Origin of the sequence: Bifidobacterium callitrichidarum (assembly GCF_003129905.1) — a bacterium.
Classification (GTDB): Bacteria; Actinomycetota; Actinomycetes; order Actinomycetales; family Bifidobacteriaceae; genus Bifidobacterium; species Bifidobacterium callitrichidarum.
Genome location: NZ_QFFM01000025.1, coordinates 36,154 through 48,756 on the forward strand (window position 1 = coordinate 36,154; position 12,603 = coordinate 48,756).

General features: G+C 64.4%; 9 protein-coding genes. 6 read left to right on the forward strand and 3 right to left on the reverse strand.

Annotation, left to right across the window (positions count from 1 at the left end):
- The first annotated feature begins 2 nt into the window (after positions 1–2).
- The 5 genes from ftsH to DF196_RS10620 all read left to right on the forward strand — a co-directional run bounded on the left by ftsH (position 3) and on the right by DF196_RS10620 (position 6,197).
- Positions 3–2,102, forward strand: coding sequence for an ATP-dependent zinc metalloprotease FtsH (gene ftsH, locus DF196_RS10600; RefSeq protein WP_109057788.1), 2,100 nt, complete (start codon positions 3–5; stop codon positions 2,100–2,102).
- A 196-nt stretch (positions 2,103–2,298) separates the two neighbouring features.
- Positions 2,299–2,895 carry a GTP cyclohydrolase I FolE gene (gene folE, locus DF196_RS10605; RefSeq protein WP_109057789.1) on the forward strand — a complete coding sequence of 199 codons (597 nt, stop codon included), beginning with the start codon at positions 2,299–2,301 and terminating at the stop codon, positions 2,893–2,895.
- A 156-nt stretch (positions 2,896–3,051) separates the two neighbouring features.
- The gene (gene folP / locus DF196_RS10610) at positions 3,052–3,924 is read left to right on the forward strand and encodes a dihydropteroate synthase (protein ID WP_109057790.1); all 873 of its coding nucleotides are present in this window, start codon (positions 3,052–3,054) and stop codon (positions 3,922–3,924) included.
- 53 nt (positions 3,925–3,977) lie between these two features.
- Positions 3,978–5,627 (forward strand): 2-amino-4-hydroxy-6-hydroxymethyldihydropteridine diphosphokinase, encoded by a 1,650-nt coding sequence (gene folK / locus DF196_RS10615; RefSeq protein WP_109057791.1) that lies wholly within the window; start codon positions 3,978–3,980, stop codon positions 5,625–5,627.
- A gap of 42 nt (positions 5,628–5,669) precedes the next feature.
- Complete coding sequence (locus DF196_RS10620; RefSeq protein ID WP_109057792.1) at positions 5,670–6,197, forward strand: DUF3180 domain-containing protein; 528 nt, start codon at positions 5,670–5,672, stop codon at positions 6,195–6,197.
- 172 nt (positions 6,198–6,369) lie between these two features.
- Here DF196_RS10620 and DF196_RS10625 read toward each other — a convergent pair whose 3' ends face one another.
- The 3 genes from DF196_RS10625 to DF196_RS10635 form a co-directional block, all read right to left on the reverse strand.
- Positions 6,370–7,275 carry an acyl-CoA thioesterase gene (locus DF196_RS10625; protein ID WP_109057793.1) on the reverse strand — a complete coding sequence of 302 codons (906 nt, stop codon included), beginning with the start codon at positions 7,273–7,275 and terminating at the stop codon, positions 6,370–6,372.
- Positions 7,276–7,746: 471 nt separating this feature from the next.
- Positions 7,747–9,426 (reverse strand): energy-dependent translational throttle protein EttA, encoded by a 1,680-nt coding sequence (gene ettA / locus DF196_RS10630; protein ID WP_109057794.1) that lies wholly within the window; start codon positions 9,424–9,426, stop codon positions 7,747–7,749.
- A 277-nt stretch (positions 9,427–9,703) separates the two neighbouring features.
- Positions 9,704–10,285, reverse strand: a complete 582-nt coding sequence (locus tag DF196_RS10635; protein WP_109057795.1) for a hypothetical protein — start codon at positions 10,283–10,285, stop codon at positions 9,704–9,706.
- Positions 10,286–11,003: 718 nt separating this feature from the next.
- Between DF196_RS10635 and DF196_RS10640 the strand changes: the two genes are divergently transcribed.
- A complete protein-coding gene (locus tag DF196_RS10640; RefSeq protein WP_241519700.1) occupies positions 11,004–12,557 on the forward strand; it encodes an MFS transporter in 1,554 nt (517 codons plus the stop codon).
- The last annotated feature ends 46 nt before the right edge of the window (positions 12,558–12,603 follow it).

Here is a 12,603-nt window from a genome sequence, read left to right on the forward strand (position 1 = left end):
GTATGAGCTTCCCCCAGGGTCCTGGGCCGGGCAACGGGAACAACCCGAACCCGAACAACCGTAATAACGGCAACCCGTTCACCAATCCGTTCAACCGCAACAATAACCACGGCAACAACGGCAATCGCAACGGCAACAACGGCGACCGCCCGTTCTGGCAGTCCCCGTGGCTGTGGGGCGCGGTGCTGGTGGTCATGTGCGTGCTGATGTTCCAGATGTTCGCCGGCACGGGCACCAAGACCATCGACACCAAGGACGGCTTCGCGCTGCTCAACCAGGGCAAGGCCACCTACGCCGAGATCACGGACAACAAGCAGGTGGTCCGCCTTGAGCTGAAGGAGGACTTCACCAAGAAGAACGCGGACACCGGCAAGACCACCAACTACGGCAAGGACGTGCAGTTCTACTACACCTTCGCGCAGGGCGCGCAGGTGGCCAAGGCGGTGGAGAACGGCGACCTGTCCAAGGGCTGGACCTCCAACATCCAGCAGACGAGCATGCTGAGCTACCTGCTCACCTCGATCCTGCCGTTCATCATCTTCTTCGCACTGTTCTGGTGGCTGATGAGCCGCATGGGCGGCGCCTCCGGCATGATGGGCATGGGCAAGAAGAACAACGGCAAGCTGCTCGAAGGCCAGACGCCCACCACCAAGTTCTCCGACGTGGCCGGCGAGGACGAGGCGCTCGCCGAGGTGGAGGAGATCAAGGACTTCCTCAAGGACCCGTCCAAGTACAAGGCCCTGGGCGCCCGCATCCCGCGCGGCGTGCTGCTGTACGGTCCTCCCGGCACCGGTAAGACGCTGCTCGCGCGAGCCATCGCAGGCGAGGCGGGCGTGCCGTTCTACGCCATGGCCGGCTCCGACTTCGTGGAGATGTTCGTGGGTCTCGGCGCCTCCCGTGTGCGTGACCTGTTCGACGAGGCCAAGAAGAACGCCCCTGCCATCATCTTCATCGACGAGATCGACGCCGTGGGCCGCAAGCGTGGCTCCGGCATGGGCGGCGGCCACGACGAGCGTGAGCAGACGCTGAACCAGCTGCTCGTGGAGATGGACGGCTTCGACAACGACACCAACCTCATCATCATCGCCGCCACCAACCGTCCCGACGTGCTCGACCCGGCCCTGCTGCGCCCCGGCCGATTCGACCGTCAGGTGGGTGTGGCCGCCCCGGACCTCGAAGGCCGCGAGGCGATCCTCAAGGTGCACGCCAAGGGCAAGCCGTTCGTGCCGGACGTGGACCTGCACATGGTGGCCGTCCGTACGCCGGGCTTCACCGGTGCCGACCTGGCCAACGTGCTCAACGAGGCCGCCCTGCTGTGCGCCCGCGCCGGCGCCCAGCTCATCGACAACCGCGCCATCGACGAGGCCATCGACCGCGTGCAGGCCGGCCCGCGCCGCAAGTCCAAGGGCATGGCCCTCGACGAGCTGCGCAACACCGCCTACCACGAGGGTGGCCACGCACTGGTTGCGGCGGCCCTGCACAACACCGACCCGGTGACCAAGGTGACGATCCTGCCGCGAGGCCGCGCGCTCGGTTACACCGCCGTGATGCCCACCTCCGATCGTTACTCGCAGTCCCGCAACCAGCTGCTCGACCAGATGGCCTACGCCATGGGCGGCCGCACCGCCGAGGAGATCGTCTTCCACGATCCGACTACCGGCGCGTCCAACGACATCGAGAAGGCCACGAACATCGCCCGCACGATGGTGACCCAGTACGGCTTCTCGAAGCAGCTCGGCGCCATCAAGTGGGCGGACGACGAGGACCAGAGCGGCGATCTGGGCAGTCTGGCCCCGCACAACTACTCGAACCGCACCGCCGAGATCATCGACGACGAGGTGCTCAAGCTGGTGGAGACCGCGCACACCGAGGCGTGGAACATCATCAACGACAACCGTGAGATCCTTGACGAGCTGGTCCGCCAGCTGCTGGTCAAGGAGACGCTCAACGAGAAGGAACTGGCCGAGATCTTCGCGCCGATCAAGAAGGCGCCGGTCCGTCCGGTGTGGCTGTCCAACGACCGCCGCCCCGATTCGGACAAGCCTCCGGTGGAGATTCCCGAGTCCCTCAAGCGCTCGGTGGGCATGAAGCCCGAGGAGTAGTCGGCTCCTCCCGGCCGCTGGCTCCTCTCCCGAAGAGGTGCCAGAGGCCGGGAGGGGACTGAGGGGAGTCCGGATACGATTACGACTCCTTGAGAAGAGAAAACAGTAATTGTGCAATACGAGCCCGCAGCCTGACCTGTCCGTGCAGGATGGGCTGCGGGCTCGTTCATTGGGAATGAATGAGATGGAGAGAGCAATGACCGAGGAAACGACCGCCGTCGAGCGTGCCGCCCACTACGACGAGGAGGGCGTGCGCCAGGCCGTGCGCCTGTTCCTCAAGTCCATCGGCGAGGACCCGGAGCGCGAAGGCCTCGTGGAGACGCCGGACCGCATCGCCCGTGCCTGCAAGGAACTGTTCTCGGGACTGCAGGCCTCGCCCGCGGACGTGCTGGAGAAGCACTTCGACGTGGACACCGACGAGCTCGTGCTGGTCAAGGACATCGAACTGTATTCGGTGTGCGAGCACCACCTGCTGCCGTTCCACGGCGTGGCGCATGTGGGCTACATCCCGGCCAAGGACGGCGTGATGGGCCTGAGCAAGCTGGCCCGCCTTGTGGAGGTGTACGCCCGCAGGCCGCAGGTGCAGGAACGACTCACCCAGCAGATCGCCGACGCCCTGGTGGAGTACGCGGGCGCGCGCGGCGTGATCGTGGTGACCGAATGCGAACACCTGTGCATGTCCATGCGCGGCATCAAGAAGTCCTCCGCCCGCACGGTGACCTCTGCGGTGCGCGGCCTGCTGCGCAACCCCGCCACCCGCGCCGAGGCCATGAGCCTGATTCTTGACAAGTAACGTAACTCAGGCTCCCCTTGTCAGGGGAGCTGGCAGCGAAGCTGACTGAGGGGTAGTCCAACAAAACTAAGCCCTTTGACTACCCCTCAGGCTCGCTACGCGAGCCAGCTCCCCTGACAAGGGGAGCCGAGAAAATGACACGGAAGAGAGAGCATAATGACCAATCTGCAGGCATTGCATGACGCACCGGACACGATGGTGATGGGCGTGCTCAACATCACCGAGGACTCCTTCTCGGACGGCGGCCTCTGGCTGGACCCGGACAAGGCCGCCCAGCACGGTCGCGACATGATGGCCGCCGGCGCCGACATCATCGACATCGGTGCCGAATCCACCCGCCCCGGCGCCAAGCGCGTCTCCGAGGAAGACGAGCTCAAGCGCATCACCGGCGCCGTCTCCGCGCTGATCCCGGCTGGTGCCGTGCTCTCCATCGACACCACACGCGCCTCGGTGGCCAAGGCGGCCCTCGAAGGCGGCGCGCAGATCATCAACGACGTCTCCGGCGGCACGCTGGACGCGGACCTGCCGCACGTGGTGGCCGACCACGACTGCCTGTACATCGTGCAGCACTGGCGCGGCTGGCTCGCCGGCTCCAAGGGCGCGAACCCCGATCAGGACACGTCCGTGTACGAGCACGGCGTGCTCAAGGACGTGCACGACGAGCTCATGCGTCAGGTGGACGGCGTGCTGTCCGCCGGCGTCAAGCCCGAACGCATCATCATCGACCCGGGTCTGGGCTTCTCCAAGCCGGGCATCGAACACAACCTGCCGCTGCTGGCCGGGCTGGAAGCCTTCCGCGCCACCGGATATCCGGTGCTCATCGGCCAGTCCCGCAAGCGCTTCATCTCGGCGATGCTGGCCGAAGCGGGCGTCGCGGACGCCGATATGGCCGAACGCGACAACGTGACCGCCGGCCTGTCCGCCCTGTGCGCCGAACATGGCGCCTGGGCCGTCCGCGTGCACGACGTGACCAAGAGCCGCGCCGCCGTCATCGCCGGCAACACCTGGCGCAAGTACAGCGAACAGTAGTGGGCCGGAATGGCCCTGGCGAAGTTTACGACAATACCGATAGGAGTGCGGAGATGGACACGATTCGACTGACCGGTGTACGCGCCAACGGCACCCACGGCGTGCTTGACTTCGAGCACGAGCGCGCCCAGCCGTTCGTGGTGGACGCCACGTTGTACCTCGACCTGTCCGCCGCCGGCCGCACCGACGCGCTGACCGACACGGTGGACTACGGCCGTGCCGCCAAGGAGATCGTGGCCGTGATCGAGGGCGAACATGTGGACCTCATCGAGCGCATGGCCCAGCTCATCGCCGACCGACTGCTCGCCATCGACCCCATCGCCAAGGTGGACGTGACCGTGCACAAGCCGCACGCGCCCATCACCGTGCCCTTCGACGACGTGGCCGTCTCCATCACCCGCGAACGAGTCAGTGCGGGAGCAGTGGAAATCGCGGCTACGGCGGGCAATCAAGCTGTTTCAGGCGACGATTCCGGTACGGACGGCACGGATGGTCGAATCAGGACCGCTGATTCCGCACAGGTACGTCACTCCAGCCCCACGCCGCGATCCACGATGCATCATGCCGTGGTGGCGCTGGGCGGTAACATCGGCGAGGTCGAATCCACACTGCGTGCCGCCGTGCGCGAGATCGACGGCCTGCCCGGCACCCAGGTGACCGGCATCTCGCCGCTGTTCCGCACCGCCGCGTGGGGCATGGCGGACGGCGCGCCGGACTTCCTCAACGCGGTCATCGAGCTGGAGACCACGATGGGCAGCCACGAACTGCTCGCGGCCCTCCAGCAGATCGAGGCCGACCACGGCCGCACCCGCGAGCATCACTGGGACTCCCGCCCGCTGGACCTGGACATCATCGACTTCGACGGCATCACCAGCGCCGACGAGGATCTGGCCCTGCCGCACCCGCGTGCCTGGCAGCGCGCCTTCGTGCTGGGCCCGTGGAATGCGCTGAACCCCAACGCCCGACTGGCCGGCGCGCACGGGGGACTGGTGCACGACCTGCTCGCGGCCGCACCGGACCGTGACGCGGTCGAACTGGCCGCCGAGGACTGGATGCTGGGCGGCCGACACGGGAGCGGGGCCGGTGATTCAGCGGCGACCCCGGCAGCGGATGCATCGGCGCAAGCCGGAGAAACGACTTCGGATATGGCGGCATCGGCGCAATCGTCGGCCTCTCCGGCCTCGATGGCCTCGGCAGACGCCAAGCAGCCGGCCGACCAGTACGCGCCGGCCGTCTCCCGCAGGGCCGTCATCTCGATGGACTCCACCTCCACGGACGCTGAACGGCTGTTCCGCGAAGCCATCGTGACCATTGACGGCATCCCCGGCAATCAGGTGGAAGGCATCTCGCCGCTCTACCACGTGGCCCATTTCGACGGCCCCGACGCCATGAGCGCGGTCATGCAGATCGAAACCAAGCTGCCGGCCGCGGACCTCATCGCCGCACTTGGCGCGGTCGAGGCCTCGCAGGAGGGACTCATCGACCTGGACCTGGTCGACATGGACGGCGTGACCTCGGATGAGCCGAACTGCCGTGTACCCTGGCCATCCGCTCGCGAACATGCCTCGGTGCTGGCCCCCTGGATGGACATGGACCCGAACGCCACGCTGGGCGGCGACCCCGTCTCGTTCCTGCTGGCCATGGCGCCGGACGCGGGACAGGTGGGGATGCTGTCCGACAACTGGATTCTTTCGCAGCGCTGAGTGGCGTGAACCGAGCGGACCGAACGATAAGGAAGTATGGAAATGAAGGCACGACGAACCCCATGGTGGCAGTTTGCGCTGGCCGCCGCACTGGGCCTGCTGGCGGGCATCGGCCTGGCCTCCTACGGCGAAAGCTCCGGGCTCTCGCTCATCGGCGCGCCCTGGGTGGTGGCCGGCCTTCTGGCCGTGCTCGGCCTGCTGGTGCTGATCATGGCGCTGCAAGTGCACAAATACGCCAACACCGACCCCAAGAAACGCCCGCACAGCTTCGTGAACCCCACGGTGGCGGTGTACACGCTGGTGCTGGCCAAGGCGCTGGGACTTGCGGGCGCGGCGCTCTCCGGCTGGTATGTGGGCCAGATTCTCATGAGCATCGGCCACTTCGAGGCGCCGTTCTACCATGATGCGGTCATCGAATGCGCCGTCTCGGCCGTGATCTGCATCGCGGACATGATTATCGGCATCATCGGCGAATGGCTGTGCCAGCTGCCGCCCAACGACGGGCCGGAAAGCGCCAAACTCAAGCAGGCGAAGAACCGTCAGGACGTGGCTCAGGCCTTCAAGCAGTAAGGCTTATCATTCCGGCTTTCCTGTCGAGGGAAGCCGTCGAACAAAAGTGAGACTAAAAGGGATGCGAGATCCGGAAGTGTTCGGATGCGTCGCCCTATAGACGACTGCGCCGCCGGCTCATCCGCAATCATGGATGGGCCGGCGGCGCAGTTTGTCTTTCCCGTTATTCCGCTTACTGCTGCGGCACGCGGACCATGGCCTCCTGGGCGATGGCGGCTACCAGCTGGCCATCCTGCGAGTAGACCTTGGCGATGCCGAGACCGCGGCCGTGGGCGGCGGTGGGCGTGTCCTGCACGTACAGATGCCACTGGTTGATGTCCACGTCGCGGTACCACCACATCGAATGGTCGATGGAGGCGTAGGAGATGCCCGGCGTGGAGATGGACAGGCCCGCGCGGCGCAGCACCGGCTCCATCATCACCTGGTCGCAACCGAGCGCCAGCATCGCGCGATGCATGATCTGCGGCACGTCCACATGGCCGTCGGCCTTCATCCACACCATCTGCTTGCCGGAATCGTGCTCGGCGGACTGTCTGTCGGCCCGCAGCATCACGGTCGGCGTGACGTGACGGATGTCGAACGGCGACTTCTCGGCGTAGTAGTCGGCGAACGGCGACTTCTCCGCGAACGGCTGCATGAGCTGCTTGGCGGAGGTAAGCGATTCGGGGTCGGGCAGGTTCTCGGGCATCGGATCGGCGAACTCCACACCCTCCTGGCCGGTCTCCTGGAAGGAGGCGATGGCGGTGAGAATCGGGCCTTCGGACTGCGTGACGTTGACCCTGCGGGCGGAGAACGAACGGCCGTCGCGCAGCGTCTCCACATCGAAAAGGAGGTCCTGGCGGATGTCGCCGGCGGCGATGAAGTAGCCGTGCACCGAATGCGGCAGGCGCGAGGGCGCCACGGTCTTGGACGCGGCAATCACCGATTGGGCGATGACCTGGCCTCCGTAGACGCGACCGGTGGGGAAGTACAGGCTCTCGCCGTTGATGTAGGTGTGGTCGCGGTAGGAGGAGGGCTCGCCCAACTTGAGCACCTTCACCAGATGTTCCAAAGGCGTGACGGTGGCGGTGTGAGCCATGATTCCTCGATTCCGTGGTTGTGGGTCTACTTTGCGCTTCTGCATTGCAGTGTACGCAAGGAGGGTTAAGAGATGCGGGAGCGCCATGTAACGAGCCTGTGAGGAAGGTAAACGTGCGGTAAGGTCTGGAATCGTCTCATATCGCGGACATGATTGCGGACGATGTTTGCAATCACAGTCGTCGACTGCCGTTGTTTTTCCTTGGCTCCCCTTGTCAGGATATTGCCGTGAAGCAAACAGCAGAGCTGTTTGCAGGCAATGTGCGAGACGACAGTCGAGCCAATGGAACGCGAATGAAGTTCGTCCCCAATTGCAGGACGAGCTGTCGGCGTAGGCCGACTGAGGGGTAGTTCGGTGGGAATTGCACTGGCTTGGATTGACGAGGTATATGAAAAAGGACCGCCACCAATCGGTGACGGTCCTATTATGCGATTGCGAAGCGCGTCGCTAACGCAACGTCGTCAGCGGTTCTCAGCCGCGCACGAGCTTCTTGTGCAGGCGGTGCGGGCGGGCCGCATCCTCGCCGAGGCGGGCCACGCGGTTCTCCTGGTAGGCCTGGAAGTTGCCCTCGAACCAGTACCACTTGGCCGGGTTCTCGTCATCGCCCTCCCACGCCAGGATGTGCGTGGCCACGCGGTCGAGGAACCAACGGTCGTGGGAGATCACCACGGCGCAGCCCGGGAAGGCGAGCAGCGCGTTCTCGAGGCTCTCGAGGGTCTCCACGTCGAGGTCGTTCGTGGGCTCGTCGAGGAGCAGCAGGTTGCCGCCCTGCTTCAGGGTCAGGGCCAGGTTCAGACGGTTGCGCTCGCCACCGGAAAGCACGCCGGTGAGCTTCTGCTGGTCGGAACCCTTGAAGCCGAAGCTGGCCACGTAGGCGCGGGTCGGCACCTCCACGCCGGCCACCTCGATGAAGTCGAGACCGCCGGAGACCGCCTCCCACAGGTTCTTGTTCGGGTCCAGGCCCTCGCGGTTCTGGTCCACGTAGCTGATCTTGACGGTGTCGCCGATCTTGAGCTCGCCGCTGGTGAGCGGCTCCAGGCCAACGATGGTCTTGAACAGGGTGGACTTACCCACGCCGTTCGGGCCGATCACGCCCACGATGCCGTTACGCGGCAGGGTGAAGGACAGGTCGTCGATGAGCACGCGGTCGCCGAACGCCTTGTGGATGTGGTTGGCTTCCAGCACCGTGGAGCCCAGGCGCGGACCGGCCGGGATCTGGATCTCGGAGAAGTCGAGCTTCTTGTTGTTGCGTGCCTCGTTCTCCATCTGGTCGTAACGCTCCAGACGGGCCTTGTTCTTGGCCTGACGGGCCTTCGGCGAGGAGCGGACCCATTCGAGCTCGTTCTTGAGGCGCTTGGCCAGCTTGGCGTCCTTGGCGCCCTGGATCTCCAGACGCTTGGCCTTGGTCTCCAGGTAGGTGGAGTAGTTGCCCTTGTACGGGTACAGGTGGCCGCGGTCGACCTCGCAGATCCACTCGGCCACGTTGTCCATGAAGTAACGGTCGTGGGTCACGGCGATGACGGCGCCCTTGTACTGGTGCAGGAACTGCTCCAGCCACAGGATGGACTCGGCGTCCAGATGGTTGGTGGGCTCGTCGAGCAGCAGCAGATCCGGGGCCTCGAGCAGGAGCTTGCACAGGGCCACACGGCGGCGCTCGCCACCGGAGCACACGTTCACCGGGGTGTCCGGATCCGGGCACTGCAGGGCGTCCATGGCCTGCTCGAGCTGGGAGTCGAGATCCCATCCGTTGGCGGCGTCGATCTCGGTCTGGAGCTTGCCCATCTCGTCCATGAGGGCGTCGAAGTCGGCGTCCGGGTTGGCCATCTCCTCGCCGATCTGGTTGAAGCGGGCCACCTTCTCGGCGATCGGGCCGAACGCCATCTTGATGTTCTCGCCCACGGTCTTGGTGTCGTCCAGCGGCGGCTCCTGTTGCAGGATGCCCACCGTGAAGCCCGGGGTCAGCGTGGCCTCGCCGTTGGAGACGGTCTCCAGGCCGGCCATGATCTTGAGCAGCGTGGACTTGCCCATGCCGTTGGGGCCCACCACGCCGATCTTCGCGCCCGGCAGGAAGCTCAGGGTCACGTCGTCAAGGATCACGCGGTCGCCGAAGGACTTGCGCGCCTTGATCATCTGGAATACGAATTCTGCCATGTTGTTCTCTAGCACTCCTATTTGCCCGGAAAATCAACGATTTCCGGACCTCGCAAGCGTAAATGACACATTCAGGAATGACACGAATCGTGACGTGCCGACGAAACGGGGCGTCCATGTGCTCGTTTTTCTGTCCGCATATCGGTTGATACCGCGCCAAACCACCGCCCACCATGGTATCGGAAGGGCTGGAATGGCGCGGCTTGCGCCGGGTCGCTCGTCGTAGTGCGCGTTGTGGCACGAATGCCGCGGTCGGCAAGTCGCAATGCCGCCGGTTTCAGGCATCCGAACGGTGTTTCAGGAACAGACCTTCCTGTGTGGCCAGTGCTTGCAGCCGGTCGGTGGCCTCCGTTCGGGGTTCGGCACCGTAGACCGTCACGGAGAATCCGCCGCAGATGCTGATGAGGAAACGGGATGGGCGTTCGCGGTGCGGAATGGAACACAGCACCTGTACCGAGGACGGGCCGTCGGTGAGGACGATGCGTCGTATGATCGCGGCAAGCTCGGCCGGCGGATAGCCGCTGATGTCGGTGTCATAGGGGATTGAGATGGGGATTGTCGCTTCGGAAGCCGGTTCGGCGTTGTTCGGCGTGCGTTCTATGCGGCTTGGTGTGTCGCCGGCTTCGGAGAGCCGCATGGAATCGTCGTCTTCCGATGGGCCCGTCACATAGATCGCGCAGGGAAAACGGTAGATGGTCTTCAGGATGATGCGGATGATCTTCTCCGCGAACGACGGCAGATAGGTCCGTTCGAAATACTCCTCCAGCTCCAGGAATCGCGGATCGTCCGTATCGTACGGGATGTAGTCGATGACGTAATACTGATCCCGTTCCTGCAGGGCGTCGATTTCCTCGTACAACGGCGGACTCCTTGCCTTGTTGTATCGGTGACGGTGGGGTGGTCCTTTAGCCGTAATCAGGCTAATGGGTGACGTCCTGAGTGACAAGTCATATGACGGTTTTGGACTTTGCGGGCTTGATGTTCTCGTCCTTGTGCTCCACTGGCTTCAATGAGGCGCATGCCATCCGGGGCACATTCGGTCGCATGCGTACGGAAGGCGCAGGAGAGGACTATATCGTCTTGCGGGGCAAGATTGCTTGCCCCCATTTCAGGAATCCGGCATTATTGCGGAATGGGGACAAGGCCTCTCTTGCGTGGTTTTGGGCTTGGGATCCGAAAATGGCTTTATTCCAAGGATTTGAGGGAATGGCGATTTGCCCCTGTAGGCGGGTCAATCGTTGGACGCCCAAATGGGGGCACGGTATGTTGCCCCCATTTTCGAAAAGAGCTGGTTGTGGCAAATGGGGGCACGTTTTCCTGTACACCATCATGCGGGAAAGCGGTTTCAACGACAATGGGGGCAGCTGCGGATTCCTGGAGAGTCCGTATGGACACTTCCGCATACAAAAGCATCGTACAAGGTAGGCAATTAGCAGCTACAGCATTGATACGAGTTCGCAATTCATACGCCAGTGCCAGGAGAATATTGTACGGATGGTCGGAATGATGGCATCCTACAAGAGCCTGCGGCGCGGCCTGGAGAATGCCGCCGGTAATGGCTTCATACAATATGAGGAATGAGCGAAAGAGCATCTCAGGGGTGTGGGACGGCAACGACGGCTGGCTCGGCTGCCGGCATGATGGTTGGCGAGGCGGCTGGTGTGACGGTCGGTGAGACAGGCAGAACGACGGCCGACAAGACGGCCAAGCCTGCGACTGAAGCCACGGAGACCTTGGAATCCGGCCCGGCGACCCCGCCACTGCTGGCGGCGCTGATTTTCCTGGTGGCGCTGAACCTGAGACCTGCCATCGCCGGAGTCGGGCCGGTGCTGACGCGCATCGGCGATGACCTCGGCTGGGGTGAAAGCGTGCTCGGCGTGCTCGGCGCGATGCCGCTGTGGGCGTTCGCCGCCGTCAGCCCTCTGATCCGATTCGTGACGAAACGGTTCGGTACCAATCGCACCATCCTCATCGCGTTGCTCGTACTTGCCGCCGGCGACCTGATTCGATCCCTTGGCGGGCCGTCGGGCGTATGGCTGGGCACGTTTGCAGTCGGCGCAGGCATCGCGGCCGGCAACGTGCTCGTGCCGGTCATCGCCAAACGCGATTACGCCGGGCATGTGGCCGTCGCCACGGGTGTGTACTCCGGCTGCATCACCGCCGGATCCGCTATCGCGGGACTCACCGCCGCACCGCTCGCTGCCCGGTTCGGCGGCTGGCGCCCGGCGCTCGCCGTATGGGCCGTGCCGCCGCTGATCGTCGCCGCGCTATGGCTGATTCGCGTGGTGCGTGACGGACAAGAGAACAGGAATGCCGGTACTGGCGCTGGTACTGAGGTGTCATCGGCGGCTCCGTCGAGTTCCTCTTCGATGTTGCAGGCGGCTGGTTCCTCCGACGCCGTCGTTGCTGACGATTCCGACCAATCCGGCGCTGATCGGGCCTCCGCTCCGAACGCCTCATCAACCGCCGTGACAGCTGCCGCAGAACCCGCTGCAGAACTTGCCGCGAAGCCCGCACCGGACCCGCGGCCGTTATGGCGACGCCCGATGACCTGGTGGGTCACGCTGTTCATGGGGCTGCAATCGTCCGCGTTCTACACCATGTCGAACTGGCTGCCGTCGCTCGCCACCGCCAGCGGATTCACCGAATCTCAGGCCGGCGTGCAATTGTTCGTCTTCCAATCGCTTGGCATCCTCTCCGGACTGCTGATTCCCGTGCTGATGCACGTGCGCGGCAATCAGATATGCGCGGCGCTCACGGCCAGCGCGCCCATGGTCATCGCCGGTTTCGGATGGATGCTGCTGCCGCGGTGGTCGATGCTCTGGAGCGTGATCGGCGGTGCCGGACAGGGCGCATCGCTGGTCGTCGCGCTGACGTTGATCTCCCTGCGTGGCCGCGACCCGCAGGATACGGTCGCGTTATCCGGACTGGCGCAATCCCTCGGTTATCTGATCGCCTCCATCGGGCCGCTCGCCTTCGGCTCGCTGGCGGAACTCTCCGGCACTTGGATCGCGCCGCTCGTTCTGTTCACCGCATTCGCCGTCGGCCAGTGCGTGGTGGCGGTGCTCGCTGGCGCCGTACGCTGGCGGAATAGTCTTCACGAGGTGCCTCATTTGAAAATGAGCGCGTAATCCGGAGTGGTGCCTCACCTGTGGTGAGCGTGAAATCCTAGTCCGC